Annotated in this window: 7 protein-coding genes and 6 pseudogenes; 10 read left to right on the top strand and 3 right to left on the bottom strand. The window is 33.6% G+C overall.

Annotation, left to right across the window (positions count from 1 at the left end; all coding sequences use genetic code 11):
- Nucleotides 1–109 precede the first annotated feature (109 nt).
- The 3 genes and pseudogenes from B5P40_RS24495 to B5P40_RS24490 form a co-directional block, all read left to right on the top strand.
- A pseudogene (locus tag B5P40_RS24495) lies at nucleotides 110–649 on the top strand (MSCRAMM family protein); the annotation flags it as partial.
- 725 nt (nucleotides 650–1,374) lie between these two features.
- A pseudogene (locus tag B5P40_RS34440) lies at nucleotides 1,375–1,558 on the top strand (hypothetical protein).
- A 468-nt stretch (nucleotides 1,559–2,026) separates the two neighbouring features.
- The gene (locus tag B5P40_RS24490) at nucleotides 2,027–3,196 is read left to right on the top strand and encodes a DUF4046 domain-containing protein (RefSeq protein WP_002193427.1); all 1,170 of its coding nucleotides are present in this window, start codon (nucleotides 2,027–2,029) and stop codon (nucleotides 3,194–3,196) included.
- 109 nt (nucleotides 3,197–3,305) lie between these two features.
- On the opposite strand, the pseudogene B5P40_RS24485 reads toward B5P40_RS24490, so the two are convergent.
- Nucleotides 3,306–3,956 (bottom strand): annotated as a pseudogene (locus tag B5P40_RS24485) (IS6 family transposase).
- 666 nt (nucleotides 3,957–4,622) lie between these two features.
- Here B5P40_RS24485 and B5P40_RS24480 point away from each other — a divergent pair.
- The 3 genes from B5P40_RS24480 to B5P40_RS24470 all read left to right on the top strand — a co-directional run bounded on the left by B5P40_RS24480 (nucleotide 4,623) and on the right by B5P40_RS24470 (nucleotide 11,235).
- Complete coding sequence (locus B5P40_RS24480) at nucleotides 4,623–6,236, top strand: S-layer homology domain-containing protein (RefSeq protein WP_033728310.1); 1,614 nt, start codon at nucleotides 4,623–4,625, stop codon at nucleotides 6,234–6,236.
- A gap of 207 nt (nucleotides 6,237–6,443) precedes the next feature.
- Entirely contained in the window at nucleotides 6,444–8,228 is a 1,785-nt protein-coding gene (locus tag B5P40_RS24475; RefSeq protein ID WP_002191596.1) for an S-layer homology domain-containing protein, read from the top strand.
- A gap of 253 nt (nucleotides 8,229–8,481) precedes the next feature.
- Nucleotides 8,482–11,235, top strand: coding sequence for a M4 family metallopeptidase (locus B5P40_RS24470; protein WP_033733325.1), 2,754 nt, complete (start codon nucleotides 8,482–8,484; stop codon nucleotides 11,233–11,235).
- Between the two features lie 91 nt (nucleotides 11,236–11,326).
- Here the strand turns inward: B5P40_RS24470 and B5P40_RS24465 are convergent.
- A pseudogene (locus B5P40_RS24465) lies at nucleotides 11,327–11,861 on the bottom strand (ATP-binding protein); the annotation flags it as partial.
- Between the two features lie 91 nt (nucleotides 11,862–11,952).
- Here B5P40_RS24465 and B5P40_RS24460 point away from each other — a divergent pair.
- From B5P40_RS24460 to B5P40_RS24450, 3 genes and pseudogenes are all read left to right on the top strand, one after another.
- Nucleotides 11,953–12,217: pseudogene (locus B5P40_RS24460) on the top strand (IS6 family transposase); the annotation flags it as partial.
- 254 nt (nucleotides 12,218–12,471) lie between these two features.
- A complete protein-coding gene (locus B5P40_RS34200) occupies nucleotides 12,472–12,588 on the top strand; it encodes an IS3 family transposase (protein ID WP_157380025.1) in 117 nt (38 codons plus the stop codon).
- A 304-nt stretch (nucleotides 12,589–12,892) separates the two neighbouring features.
- The gene (locus tag B5P40_RS24450; RefSeq protein WP_002191591.1) at nucleotides 12,893–13,171 is read left to right on the top strand and encodes an AbrB/MazE/SpoVT family DNA-binding domain-containing protein; all 279 of its coding nucleotides are present in this window, start codon (nucleotides 12,893–12,895) and stop codon (nucleotides 13,169–13,171) included.
- 1,127 nt (nucleotides 13,172–14,298) lie between these two features.
- Here the strand turns inward: B5P40_RS24450 and B5P40_RS32935 are convergent.
- Complete coding sequence (locus B5P40_RS32935; protein WP_002191589.1) at nucleotides 14,299–14,475, bottom strand: hypothetical protein; 177 nt, start codon at nucleotides 14,473–14,475, stop codon at nucleotides 14,299–14,301.
- Between the two features lie 198 nt (nucleotides 14,476–14,673).
- On the opposite strand from B5P40_RS32935, the pseudogene B5P40_RS24440 reads away from it, so the two are divergent.
- Nucleotides 14,674–15,344, top strand: a pseudogene (locus tag B5P40_RS24440) (IS6 family transposase).
- Nucleotides 15,345–15,700 lie beyond the last annotated feature (356 nt).

Genomic DNA, 15,700 nt, shown 5'->3' with positions numbered 1-15,700 from the left:
TTCTAACCGCAAGGACTGTGGAGATAGCCTAATAAATTAGAGTTCGATAGAACTCTTTACTTAGGAATCCCCCTCTTCTAAACGAAGTGAAAGTGGGGGTAGTTCAATACTAAGAATGAGTGAAAAAAGCAGTACAGATATAGTAGTAAAATGGGAGTTTTTAGGGGCGTTAAAAATTATGAAGGTAGGAGAAAATAGAGAGGATTTAAAAGGGGCAGTGTTTGAGGTTGTAAGTGAAAATGGGGATTTTAGACAAGAAATCACTACAACTGAGAATGGGAGTGCTACATTAAATAAACTTCCTACTGGTACGTATATTGTAAAAGAAATTCAGGCTCCAGAGGGTTATGTACTTGATCCTACAATAAAAAAAATGGAAGTAAAAACTGGCGTGATAGCAGAAATAGAAATAAAGAATCAAAAAATAACAAGTGGCCTGGAAATTAAAAAAGTGGATGCTACATATGAAAGTGCTAAACAATCTTATGATATACAAAGTAAAGAGCACACAATGGAAAATGATCTTGCAAGTAAGGAAAAGCATCGCCTGCCATCAACAGGAACGAAGTTTCCAACTGTCCCGTTTGTAGGACTAGGACTTGTTATTTTAGGAATCTATATATTAAAAATAGGAAAAAATCATAGTTAAAAACTATAAACAATAAGGATTTTGTTACCAATGCTTAAAGTTAAATATGCTAAGAAATGTTTTGTGAAAAATGTAGATTATAACAATCCCTATAAATGAAAACGCTTGCAATGGATGTAATTATGAAAAAACTATATGATATACCTAAACATTTTTTGGCATATAAGAAATAGTCCCCATTCTTCTCTATTTGCCTATTCTTACACTTATCATAATTTATTATGATATAGATATTGTTTTAAAGTGTTTTGCACAAAATGAACAATTGAGACTTTTAGAAACAAACACCTCTATGACCTTACTCATTTCTTAATTCACATAATTTTCAAATATTAAAACTCCACATGTTAATATTTGTTATATAATAAAATCAAGCCATATGTAAGATGGTTTCCCCGTTACGAGTAATGAGATAGTTTGATTCACCTTTTATACATTATCTGAAAAAGAGCTTGTAGTGATTCCTACAAGTTCTTTTTGTTGCTCTTACAAATACGAAAATATCCTTTTTAGCAACCAGTCATTTTCCGTTGTGAATTTTATCCCTCCTAATAAAAATCATAATATCTTTTTAAAGAAAGTTTAGATTTAAACCCCATATAGTGATCCCTATGAATACATAAAAATTCTCTTCCTTTTTTATGTATTCATTAGCTGTTTAGTATATCGAAAAATGATGTAGAATTTACCTATTATATTATAAAAGTATTAAGCATGATTTTAAGATGAAATATTGCATATTAAAATGTATTGATATTAGTTAATACACTTAATATAATGAGAGTATAAGATTCACTACATCATAATATTAAAAAGGAGGAAATGATTATGGAAATCGCAATGGCAGTTTTAAAATTCATAGGTGGAGCAATTCCATTGGTTCAAGAACTTTTAAAAGCATTTATGTAAGTTTATTACTCCGCAATTATTTATAGGAATTATCAGATAAAAGATCTGTATATCAAAGATAAATTGATGTACAAATCATTTGTCTGAAAAAACTTTAAACAAGAAATAGAATCCCAGAAATCATAAGGGATTCTATTTCTGTGTGTGTAATTATGGCTGTACCCCATGCCCATCAACCTAACAGAACAGATTGCCCCCAAAACGATAAAAATAAACTTCGTTTCTATAAAAAACACAGAATTTTCGTTAAAGGGGAACTTCAAAATGTTAACTTGATGGGTTGAACCCCTTATTCCCCCTTATCGAGGGGGGATTAGTGTTCAATTATATATATTAATTATGAACAAAATTCACCTATTAGCACTTAAAATATAGGTGGATTATTGCTTAGAAATAAATTTGTAATTGCTGGTGATTTTTATCTCGTTTACTGTAAAAATCACTATAGAAAGAGAGAAAAGGGTTGTAATGGTAATAAAAATAGAAGAGATATACCAAGAGATATTGGACGGTAAAAGGAACAGATTTCCCAAAGGTACATGGAGTGATGATCAAGATAATAATCTAGCAAAACGTGTAATCAAGTATCTTATAGAAAAAGTTTTAAAGTGGGATAAAGAAACAATTCTTAAGAGTTGGAAATCCCAATTAATTATTAAATATAAATTAGGTGGTTTACTTAGCGTTAAATATCATGATAGCCCATATGTAATGATAAATGATGTTTATCCGAATTGTTTTAAAGAATGGGAATTTCAAATGACACCTAGGAACTATTGGACAAAGGAAAAGGCATTGAAAGCGTTAAAATGGACGATAGAAAAAAAAGAAAGGTTAACAGATAATAAACTATTGGAGGTTTATAACGTTCGGTGGTTATCTAATCATAATTTGAGTTCGCCTTGCCAAATTTTTTGGAGAGGTAGTCCTTACATAATGATAAATGAATTATATCCAGACCATTTTAAGGAATGGGAGTTTAAAAAAACTCCTAGTCGTTTATGGACAAGAAAAAAAGCGTTGGAAGCATTAAAATGGACGATAGAGGAAAGAAAACAAATGAATAATGAGGAGATAAGAAAAAAAATTAGTGTAATTTGGTTTTCAGAAATAGGCTTAAGGACCCCATTGGAGAGATATTGGAATGATAGTCCATTTAGTATGATAAATGAGTTATATCCTGGATGTTTTAAAGAGTGGGAATTCCAGAAAACACCTAAAAACTACTGGACAAAGAAAAAGGCACTGGGCGCATTAAAATGGACGATAGAGGAAAAAGAAAAGTTAACTAATGAAGAACTTATAAAGGTCTATAGTAGAAGATGGATGATTAATCAAAGGTTAATAACTCCATTAGAGAGATTTTGGAAAAATAGTCCATATGCCATGCTACACGAGTTGTATCCAGGGAAATTTAAAGAATGGGAATTAAATAGAGCCCCTCGTGGATTTTGGACAAAGGAGAAAGCATTGGAAGCATTGAAATGGACGATAGAGGAAAAAGAAAAATTAACTAATGAAGAACTAACAAGGGTATATAGTAGAAGGTGGATAATTAATCAAGGGTTAAGAACCCCATTAGATAGATTTTGGAATAGGAACCCACATACTATGTTAAGTGAACTATATCCTAATTAATTTATAAAAAATATGAAAGTTTAACATAAATGAAACTAAATCTTTCTTTTACGGGCTCTGTTGCAAAGTTTTTATATAAACAAAAAAATCCTACTTTAGTAGGTAGAGTTTATGCAACTTTGAATAGTTTCTTTAATTCATTGTACGTCGAAAAAACGAAGTTTGGTTGTTGCAAACTTCGTTTTTGTTTATATAGGGCATGAATAGTTTTGATGCTTTTCAAGGTACGTGAAGCATGGCGAAGACTTTGAAATCCTGCGGATTTGGAAAAACGTCGCTTGATATGTCTATGATCCTGTTCGATGAGATTATTCAAATGCTTGATTGTGCAATGAATGGTATGCTTATAAAAGTCTTACTCTCCCAATTTATTGAACGCGCAAAGTAACGCGGGAGTCTTGTCTGTTGTGAGAACCATTGCTTCTCCTAATGTTTTTACTAGTCTTTTCATAAAGGCATAAGCCGCTTGATGATCTCGTTTTTTGCGAAGCTGAATATCCAATGTGTGTCCATCTTTATCAATTGCTCGATAGAGATAACGCCATTCGCCTTTCACTTTGATATAGGTTTCATCCAGGTGCCAAGACAGCTGCACAGATTTGTTTTTCTTTTTCCAAATCTGATAAATGAGATTTCCATGTTTATGAACCCATCGCATGATGGTAGTGGGATGGACCGATTTATCACGTTCTTTCAAAATTTCAGATACATCTCGATAACTTAAAGAAAAACGATAGTAGTAGCCGACGGCTACCAAAATAACATCTTGTTTGAACTGTTTTCCTTTAAAATATCCCTTTTATCATTCTCCTCATTCTGTTTTGCAAAAGTTTAGCTTACTTTTAAAAACTTTGCAACAGAATCGAAGGGACAAAAAGGGTAGAAAAGACATGGATTTGCAAGGGAGCGTCTGCAAAAGTTTATAAATAATAACATATATATATGCCTATAGTAGTTACGAAAAGGTAACAAAAATGCTATTTTCAAAAAAATGCTTGATATATATTTTGAGTTTTTGTTATTATAAACTTATTTATTCTATATTTTTGCAAATGTACTAGAGGGAGTGCCATCATGTATGGTATGGTTGAAATCGCAAAGGAGAACAATATAAGTCTCTATCATTCTCTTCGGTTTCTGATTGAAACGTTCCCATTACTAAGACAAAAGAAAAATCTATGTTGGGTTTTCTTTTGTCTTAGTAGTGGGAGGAGCCCTAGTGTTATGTTATAACACTGAAATATGTAGGAGAAACTATAGATTTTGGTTGATTATATGGAATGAAAAATTAAATCGTTATTCTTGGGATTCAGACTACCATTATTCACACTACTATTCACACTATTATTCACACTATTATTCACATTAAAAGAGGTATAAGGAGGAAGGTATATCTATTAAGATGGAGAGATATACCAAGTTAGAAATGAACATTAAATTTAATAAAAAAGTAGTAGCATTCACGGCAGGATTAACGGTATTATCTTCACCATTGGTATCGTTTGCAGAGGAACAACAATCAGTAAACAATAAGCAACCTACAAGCGTCCAGGAACAAAGTAAAACAGACCAACTTCAAACATCAGATGAACAGGCTCTAAAAAGTATTGAAGCTAGTTTTGAAGAGGTAGACGGACGTGGTGGAGGTACTGTCGATAATAAGAAAGCAGACAGTCTTCAACGTTCAGAAGGTATTCATGAAGAAACAGGTACATTAACTGTTCCTAACAATTCAAACAGAACAAAACGTAGTCTGTCTTCCGCATCACCTAGCATCTCTAGTACAATAAACGGTGTTCCATTCACTGAATGGATTGTTCCAGCAGGTAACGATAATATTCGTCCTCAAAACTACATGAGTCCAAAGTACATTACAATTCATGAGACTGATAATACAAGTGTAGGAGCAGGTGCTAGGAACCACGCTCAATACCTATATAACCAAGCAGTAGGGAACACAGACCGAGCTGCATCATGGCACTTTACAGTGGACGATAAAGAGATTTATCAACACTTACCATTAAACGAAAACGGGTGGCACGCAGGAGACGGTAATGGCCCGGGTAATAGAGAGTCTATTGCAATTGAAATCGCGGTTAACAGCGATGGTAACTACAGTAAAGCAGTAGATAACGCTAAGAAACTTGTAGCTTATTTAATGAAAGAAACTGGTGTACCGTTAAATAACATCGTAAAACATCAAAGGTGGAGTGGTAAAAATTGTCCTGCTAACATGATTAATAATGGACAATGGGATGCATTCGTAAATGGTGCTGGAGGGTATTATAATAATCTTTATCAACCAAAAGACGACATTACTGGAGGTTGGTATGAGCCGGCTATTCGAGAGCTAAATAGAAGGGGTATTATGGCAGGGGAAGGAAACGGTGTTTTCGCACCTAATAGAGCGGTAACAAGAGCCGAATTTGCTCAATTAATCTCTAAATCTCTAAACTTGCCCGCTGGAGATATTTCATTTAAAGACCTAAACGATGCAAACTCAACTTTACGAGATGGTATTAAACGCACTGCAAGTGCAGGTATCATTGCAGGTAGAGGTGACGGTTATTTTGACCCAAACACACCTATTACAAGAGAAGAATCAGCAATTATTGTAAACAAGGCTTTACAGTATAAAGGTCTATGGGGGCCAGTTGCAAACTTACCATTCTCAGACAAAGACCAAATTATCTATAAGGAAGACGTACAAAGATTGTATGGACTAGGTATTGTAAAAGGTAAGGGTGACAATCAATATGACCCTAAAGGAACAACAACTCGTGGTGAAACAGCATCATTCATTCTAAACATGCTTCAAGTAATTGAAACTGGTAGTGTTCAAAATACAATTGGAACAGCTCAAATAAATGGTATTGGGGTAAATGTTCGGAGTGGAGCAGGTACAAACTACTCTATTGTTAGAAAGGCAAGTAAAGGTGAAAAAGTTACAGTATATGAAGAAAAGAATGGTTGGCTAAGAATTGAAACGAATCAGTGGGTTTATAATGACCCTAGTTATATCAACTATAACAAACGATAAAAACTAAATAGTGAAAGGAACAAGTCATATTTGGATATATAACTTGTTCTCAGGCTGTGAAGAAGACTTTCTCCACAGCCTGTTTTTGTGTCTGCTCCCTCTTTACCTGCCAATGCTGATAAATTAATTTTTTTGAAATTGTCACTTTCCTGTAACATAAGTGATTTATTTTATAATAAGAAACTGACATGGAAAGAGGGAGAAGTTATGAAAAAAATCATACCGATAGTCGCATTAATAGGCATGATGAGCTTAGGGATACAAGAAATGAATGTGAAAGCTGAGACATACAAAAGTGCAGGTTCCAAAATGGATTTTTGGAATTCTAAAAGAACAGGTACTAATTTTATGAATAGCACTTCATTACCTGAGAACTACAAAAGTGCAAAGGAAGCTCATATTGAATATGTTCGTTTAGCACCTGATAAATGGGCAAAAGATAAGGATTTCTTATTTGAAGACAAACCAGATACATCAGGAAAAGATTTTCTTATCGGTAATGCAGATAATTATCAAAGATTGGTGGAAGAGGATGTAGCAGAATTGAAAGCAGATTTAGATGCTGCACAATCACAAGGAATTAAAGTTGTACTTACAATGCTTTCATTACCTGGTGATCGTTGGCGTCAATTTAACAATAATCAGAATGATGATAGAATTTGGGAAGAAGAGAAATATCAAGAACAAGCAAGCCAATTTTGGAAGGACCTTGCGTTTGAATTGAAAGATCATCCAGCTGTGGTTGGTTACAACATTATCAATGAACCACATCCAGAAACATCTAAGAAAAATAGATATAATGATTTTTGGACGGAAGATTATGAGAAATGGTATTCAAAAGTGAAGGGAACCCCAGCTGATTTAAATGAATTTTATCAAAAAGTTGTTACTTCAATTCGTGAAGTAGATAAAGAAACACCTATTATTTTAGATTCAGGTCTATATGCCACACCTTGGGCTTTTAAATATCTTAAACCAGTTAAAGATAATAAGACATTGTATGCATTTCATATGTATGAGCCATATCAATTAACAAGTCAACGTGAAAATCAAAATAAAGAGTATCAATATCCTGGAATTGTAAAAGTAGGAGATTTAGAAACACCTATGATGTGGGATAAAGATGGATTAAATACATTCTTACAGCCTGTTCAAAATTGGTCTCAGGAAAATCATGTACCATCTAATCGAATCATTGCTGAGGAATTTGGAATTAATCGTACCGTTCCTGGAGCACCTCAATACATGCAAGACTTAATTTCTATATTCAATCAGAAAGGATGGCATAAATCATTCTATGCATTCCGTGAAGATACTTGGACAGGAATGAATTATGAATTAGGAACAGAAAAAATAAAATGGGATGAAGAGGGGCAACCAAAGCGTCAAGATAATCCACTTTGGGATGTAATAAAAAATGATTTGCAAATCGATGCAGGAGTAAATAGAACTACATTTAAGGATGTCCCACAAGAACACTGGGCATTTCATGCAATTCATGATTTAGCGAATAAAGGAATTATTGCAGGTTATGGAAATGGGATATTTGGTATGTGTGATAATGTAACACGTGAACAAGTAGCTGCATTAATTTACCGTACTTTGTATATAGAAAAACAAGATAAATATGAAAATCCATACAGAGATATCGATGGAAATTCAACAATGTTTCCTGAGGAAATATTAGCTTTAACTAAGCTAGGAATTTTCCAAGGAGATGATCAAGGAAACTTTAGACCGAAAGCTACATTAACACGTGCAGAAATGGCACAAGTTATTAAGAAAGCGTTTAGATTAGATGTAAAGGCGCCACATAATTTCAACGATGTTCCAGCAAATTCATGGGCAAAAGATGCGATTAGTGCCGTGCAATCGAACCATATTGCAGTAGGAGTTGGAGAAGGGAAATTTGCTCCGGATATGAACGTAACACGTGAACAGTATGCACAGTTTTTATATAATGCAATTTCAAATGCGCAATCCCATCAATAAAAAGAAAATGAAGTTGAGTGGTTTATTATATCATCATTATAAGGGCGTATTACTGCTCGTAAAAATTTAATTGGTAATACCCCATATCAACTTAAAAACTTTATAACGCCCCCTAAACAAAAATTTTGTGTTTTTATAGCACCGAAGTTCATTTTTATCGTTTTGGGGGCAATTTGTTCTGCTAGGTTGATAGGCATGTGACGTTACCTTTTTATAAGCTTAATTTTTTAGAAAATGATACGAGGTAAATATGATGAAAAATAAAAAAAGAACAGCTACAGTTGCATTAACAACAGGATTAGCTTTAACAGCTGTAATACCATATGGAGTAGGTCATGCAGAGGAAACAGATCAATTACAAGTTCAAATTCAGGAGGATTCGTTCCGTACAGGTGAACTTACACAACCATCACAAAAGGCACCAGAGAATGTAGTAAAAGATGCCCTTAAGGAAAAGACAGAGCAAGCTTTGTCTCCAAAACAAGTGAATGGAGAAATGGGAGTAGATTATAAGGTTCTTCAAAAACGCGGTTCGTATGATGGGACTACACTTGTGCGTATGCAACAAACATATGAAGGAAAAGAAGTATATGGGTATCAATTGACTGCACACGTAGATAAAAAGGGTGTTATTAAAAGTGTTTCAGGGGATAGTGCGCAAAATTTAAAACAAGAAGATTTAAAGAAGCCTATTAATCTATCACAAGAAAAAGCGAAACAATATATTTTTACGAAGTACGGGAATGATATCAAGTTTATTTCTGAGCCAGAAGTAAAGGAAGTTATTTTTGTTGATGAAAATAATGGACAAGCCAGTAATGCATACCAGGTTACATTTGCTGCAGTAACACCAAAATATGTATCTGGAACTTATTTAGTGAATGCTCATAATGGTGAAATGTTAAAAAATATGGTACAAGATTCAGATTTAAAAGCAAGTGAGAAGCTTGTTGATGCCTTAGAGGAAAGTAGAAAAAGCAATCTTGCATCATTAACTGGAACAGGAAACGATGCTTTCGGTATATCTCGTACATTTGGTATTTCTAAACAAAGTAATGGTGAATATGCACTTGCTGATTATTCAAGGGGGCAAGGAATTGAAACATATGATGTGAATTACAGAGATATTACTAAAGAGGAAAGCTATTATCCTGGCACACTAGCAACTAGCACTTCAACAACATTTAATGATCCAAAAGCGGTAAGTGCCCATTACTTAGCGACGAAAGTATTTGATTTTTATAAAGATAAATACAAGCGTAATAGTTTTGATAATAAGGGACAAAAAGTAGTTTCAGTTGTACACGCTTGGGATTCTGAGGATACGAACGATCCGAAAAATTGGAAAAATGCATTAAGTGCTAATATTAATAATAGTAGTATGCTCGTATATGGAGATCCTATGGTGAAGGCATTTGACGTAGCGGGACATGAATTTACACATGCGGTTACATCTAGCGAATCCAATCTTGAATATTCCGGAGAATCTGGTGCGATTAACGAGGCGTTATCGGATATTATGGGGACGGCTATTGAGAAATATATAAACAATGGGAATTTTAACTGGACAATAGGAGAACAAACTGGATTAGTTTTACGTGATATGAAAAATCCATCTTCAATCAATTATTCAAATGGAGTACCATATCCAGATGATTATAGTAAATATACTAATTTAAATGGAGAGGATGATGGAGGCGTTCATTTCAACTCAAGTATTATTAATAAAGTTGCATATTTAATTGCAAAAGGTGGCACTCATAACGGTGTAACTGTAAAAGGTATTGGCGAGGATAAAATGTTTGATATTTTTTATTATGCAAACACTGATGAACTAAACATGACTTCTGATTTCTTTGAATTGAGATCAGCATGCCTTCGAGTTGCAACAAATAAATATGGCGCGAACTCGGCTGAAGCTCAAGCAGTCCAAGAAGCTTTTGATGCAGCAAAAATTAAGGTAACAGTGGAAGAAAAAGAAAAAGCTGTGGAAAAACAAGCGCCGGAGTTAACTGTACCGTTTACAACTACACTACATGTAGGTGATACGTTCGACCCGATGAGAGGCGTAAAAGCTGTTGATAAAGAAGATGGTGATTTAACAAATAGAGTAAAACATAAAGGCGATGTAGATACTTCTAAACCAGGTAACTACATTGTGGAGTACTCGGTTGTCGATTCCCAAGGGGTTAATGCAACGGCTACACAGACTGTAATTGTAGAGGAAAATGGAGAAACTCCAGATATGGAACCTAAATTAACAGTGCCTGTTGGAGCAACAATGAATGTAGGAGATTCATTCGACCCAATGGCAGGAGTATCAGCTACTGATAAAGAAGACGGCGACCTTACTTCTAAAGTAACAGTTGATGGTAAAGTAGATACATCTAAAGCCGGTACTTATGTATTAACTTACACAATTACAGACTCTAAAGGTCATGAAGTAACTGCGAAACAAACAGTAACGGTTAGAGCTAGAGAAGAAGTTAAAGATGAAAAAACAGTACTAAAAGTACCTGCTGAAACTACAATTACTGAGGGTAATCAATTCGATCCAATGGCAGGAGTATCAGCTACTGATAAAGAAGGCGGTGACCTTACTTCTAAAGTAACGCATGAAGGAACTGTTGATATATCTAAAGCCGGTACTTATGAAGTAATATATAGTGTCAAAGATTTCGCAGGCAATGAGGTAACTACAATACAAAAAGTGGTTGTGAAAGATAAGGACAATGGTAACGGTTCTGATAACGGAAATAATGGCTCAGACAACAATAACGGTAATAACCCTGATAAAGGCAGTACTGGTACTAACAACAGCAATGCCTCTGATACTGGTAACAGTAAAATCTCAAACAATAGTACTTCTGATAAAAAAGAAGATACATATAAAGAGCTTCCAAAAACGGGTGCAAGTACAAATAACAGTGCAGCAATGGGTTTATTGATGGTTCTTGCGGGTATGGCTCTTTCTTTTGGTCGTAAATTTAGAAAGGTATTAAAATAATAGTAACTTATTGCATTAAAAAGCACCTTCAAATATGGAAGGTGCTTTTTATCAACTTTTATAAACTGTACTTCATGATTCTAGGATGTATTTAAGAAGTTGAATAAGAGTTTTCTTTTTCAAGAGTAGATATAGGAAGATTAATATTAACTGTTGTTCCTTTACCTACTTCACTTTCAATAAATATCTTTCCTTGGTGCTTTTCAATAATTTTATAACAGATCATTAGTCCTAAACCGATACCATTTTCTTATAATACTATAAAATGGTTCTCCTAGATAAGGTAAACGTTCTTTTTCAATTCCACACCCGTCATCGATAAATCGAATGTTTATCAGGTTTTTATCAGGTACATATTCGATTTGAATTAAGATTTCCCCTCCCATTGGAGTTGCTTCAATTGCATTTTTTAAGATATTTATAAAAGCTTGCTTTAATTGATTACATTCACAAAGTATGAATGAAGTATCAGATGTAAACTCAGTTTTAATTTGTATGCAATTCATTATCGCTTGAGGTTCAAGTAACATTACAATTTGCTTCATTAATACATTCAGGTCATTAGTTTTAATTTCTAATGCCTCAGGTTTTGCTAATGTCATAAATTCATTAGTAATACTATCTATGGTTCCGGTGCAAAAACTTCAAGGTAATTACAAGTAATCTCTAAAACTTGGACATACTGATACTATTACTCTAAAAAGGTGTGTAATCGGTATGGAAAAGAAAAATTGGTTCAAATGGAAGCACTATCAGCCTGATATTATCTTATTAACGGTAAAATGGTACCTACGGTACAACCTAAGTTTTCGTGATTTGGTGGAAATGATGGAGGAACGGGGTTTATCCATTTCTCATACAACGATTATGCGTTGGGTTCATCAGTATGGTCCTGAATTGGACAAACGGATCCGACGTTACCTCAAACAAATAAATGACTCTTGGAGAGTCGATGAAACATATATCAAAGTAAAAGGTCGTCCTCGTATGAAATTCGATAGTATGGAAGAAGAATTGGAATACTACAAGGCGCAAGTGGCTTACTTAAAAAAGCAGTATCCAAATCTATAGGAGGTGTTCTTGCTCAAATGGCTAAGTACGAGATTATTGAAGAACTACGTTTTCGGTACAGAGTAACCTGGCTTGTCGTCATTGCGCAGTTAAATCGCTCTAGCTACTTATAAGTGGCGTTCAACATGTAGTCAAAGGCAATTACGCCTTTCAAAGGATAATACATTGCATGAACAGATTCAAGCAATTGAAACATACATCTATCATTATAACTACAAACGATTCCAAAAACGACTCAATCATCGAGCTCCGATCGAATATCGAATTTCGATGGCTGCATAGTCTTTTTTACAGTTGTCTACTTGACGGGGATAAGTCCAACCAGTCTATCCAAAATCAAAAAGAATTCATCCATCAATTGTTTGGACTTGCAACATAAGATACGATTCCGTTAGGAATATATATGCTTTATTCTCTTTTGTTTTATTTTTGCACCAGAACCTTTCATTTCAACAAAGGTGTAAACAGGTAGTAATGCTGATAGTAAGTTTCTGGATCGTGATGTTGTTAATTTTTGGTGAAAGCTTGTTACAATAAAATAGAATTATATTGGATACAAAAGATAATGAAAAGGGGGGAAAGCTAAATGAAATCAACAGGAATGACTCGAAAAGTAGATGGATTAGGGCTTGTAGTTATCCCAAAAGAATTGAGGGATACTTTTGGTATCAAAGAACAATCACCATTAGAGATCTTTATAGAGGGAGAAAAAATTGTTTTACAGAAGTATCAAGCTGGTGGGGCTTGTGTGGTAACAGGTGAGATTTCAGAACGTAATATGTCATTAGCAAATGGAAAGATTACGGTAAGCCCACAAGGTGCGGAGTACCTGGTTAAACAGTTGCAACAATACCAAGTTAAATAGGGAAATTCAAGGCTCCGCTATACAGGAAGCTTTTTTATCACTAATATATTAATTTCACGTACCGTCTTAATTATTATATTAAACAACACGAACCAATAGTCTACATTTATATATTGTTTCTCTCTTGGGATGCTATATCCATTACAAATGGATCGAGTTTGATATAATAGAAGGAAAAGAACAAATGGAACAGATGCGAAAATCTCTGGAAAACATAGAGAAACAAAGCCTAACTAAAAAAAGTGAAACCTCTTCGACTATTTCTAAAGGAAATCGCGATTGGAAATATCCCTCTAAAATGAAATGAAATTGTTATCTGTTAAAATATAAATTAAGTATTAAAGCAACTATCTGGAATCTAATTGTAATTCAGCTTTGTCGTTTGTCAGTGTATTAGCAGAATTACAATTTCCAGAGTAGATAGCTCTTGCTTCATCACACGAATCAGATTTTTCACATCCTATAAGCATTCCTAATGTTATAAACGATAATAAAATCTTTTTCATTATAATACACGCTCCATACTATTTAGAATGTTATGATGTTCTTAGACTAAGTGAAATTCAATACATATATTCCCATGACAAAAAACATATGTATTGAATTAAAGAAACTGAGGAAGGTCAGTTTTTGACCAATTTATATAATAGACTTCATCATACATGCCCGTCGACTTAAGAAGTGGGTTGTTCCCCAAACCGAAAAAAATGAGTTGAATTCTCATAAATAACTGTAAAATAATAAAATTTTCGTTTAGGGGCTACTTTAAAATCTTAAGTTGATGGGCATGCGGCGGCACCCCTATGTATAAAAAACTTTGCACCAGAACCCATAGATAAGTCAATGAGAACATACCAATTTTTTTACTTAGAAAAAGATAGACATTAACAAAAGTGTATACTGTCTACTAATTTATATGGTGCTACTTTGTTTTCTATTAACATTATCTAATCTGAATTTACTTCATTTAAAGATAGTTACCATTAGTCCTATTGTCGGCTATACACAAAAAGCGTATCTATGCAGATGCATTTTTTGTGTTATTATTCTTTTGTAAATTGAAATAAACTAATTGAACCTAATAACATGAATAGATTTAGAAGCATTTAATAAAGTTATTAAAATTGTTAAACAGTCAAAGTATTATCTTTAGTCTTATAGTCAGGTGCTTTTGGTGTTGGCTCATATAAAGCGTTTAATAAGTGATTATATTCACTTCGTGTAATTTCTTTATTATACAATTGAATTAATAAATCTTTATGTTTTTTTGAAAAAGCCATTTTGTTAAAAAACTTAGGATACATATAATTATTCTCTCCACTTCATGTCGGTTCTAAAATTTCATGTTGCTTTCATTTAATTCTTATAAAAATTACATTATCGTGACTTTATAACATCACTCCCTTTTCAAAAATATTCATCAGATATCAACATTAGGGTTCTGTTGTAAAGTTTTCTAAAGTAAGCTAAACTCTGTAAAAAACAAACAAGGAGCTTAATAAATGGGATATTTTAAAGGAAAACAGTTCGAGAAAGATATTATCTTGGTAGCCGCTGGCCACTATTTTCGTTTTTCTTTAAGCTATCGCGATGTGTCTGAAATTCTCAAAGAACGTGGTATTTCTATTCATCCAACAACTATCATGCGCTGGGTTCATGAATATCGAAATCTTATCTATCAAATTTGGAAGAAGAAAAACAAAAACACATTGTTATCTTGGCGTTTGGATGAAACCTATATCAAAATTAAAGGAAAGTGGTGTTATTTATATCGAGCAATTGATAAAGAGGGATAAACACTTGATATTCAACTTCGTCAAAAACGAGACAAACCAGCAGCATATGCTTTTATGAAAAGACTAGCTCGAACTTTTGGTGAACCAACGGTTCTGACGACATATCTCCTTCTTTAGCTTCCGCATAAGGAGATATGTCTTTACAAAAATACCTTTCTCGTACAATAAAGTACCTCAATAATATCATCAAGCAAGATCATCGACATGTGAAACGTCGAATTTCCCGTTCCTTAGGCTTTCAAAGTCTTCGCCATGCCTCACGTACTATTAAAGGTATAGAAACTGTCTATGCCATATACAAACAAAAGCGAAGTCTTCAACCAAACTTCGTTTTTTCGACGTATAACGCATTACATGAATTATTAATAGTTTCATAAAACTGGTCCGCAATATTCCCCATCTCTTTATGTCTTCGGAAACTTTGCAACAGAACCAAGAAAAGGAATGTAGTAAATAATCGTATACAAGTACTCTCTTACGATAGATATGTGAGGTGCATGAAAATACAAAAAGGGAAAAGAATGATAAACATTCTTTTCCCTTTTCCATTATAGCAATAAAACCAGTTTATGTAATATGCAATATTGCATATTACAATGTATTGATAAAAATGTAAGCGCTTACTATAATGAAAGCATAAAGAGAAATCACATCTTAGCAACAACAAAAGAGGAGGAAATAATATGACAATCGCAATGACAATTTTAAAATTTATAGGTGGAGTGCTTCCATT

The organism is Bacillus sp. SRB_8, from assembly GCF_003264205.1.
Taxonomy (GTDB): domain Bacteria; phylum Bacillota; class Bacilli; order Bacillales; family Bacillaceae_G; genus Bacillus_A; species Bacillus_A mycoides.
This window is presented reverse-complemented; position numbering and strand designations above follow the sequence as displayed.

Excerpts from the sequence above, each read along its gene's own strand:
- B5P40_RS24490 (WP_002193427.1), top strand. The coding sequence starts at position 2,027 with ATGGTAATAAAAATAGAAGAGATATACCAAGAGATATTGGACGGTAAA.
- B5P40_RS24480 (WP_033728310.1), top strand. The coding sequence starts at position 4,623 with ATGAACATTAAATTTAATAAAAAAGTAGTAGCATTCACGGCAGGATTA.
- B5P40_RS24475 (WP_002191596.1), top strand. The coding sequence starts at position 6,444 with ATGAAAAAAATCATACCGATAGTCGCATTAATAGGCATGATGAGCTTA.
- B5P40_RS24470 (WP_033733325.1), top strand. The coding sequence starts at position 8,482 with ATGAAAAATAAAAAAAGAACAGCTACAGTTGCATTAACAACAGGATTA.
- B5P40_RS24450 (WP_002191591.1), top strand. The coding sequence starts at position 12,893 with ATGAAATCAACAGGAATGACTCGAAAAGTAGATGGATTAGGGCTTGTA.
- B5P40_RS32935 (WP_002191589.1), bottom strand. The coding sequence starts at position 14,475 with ATGTATCCTAAGTTTTTTAACAAAATGGCTTTTTCAAAAAAACATAAA.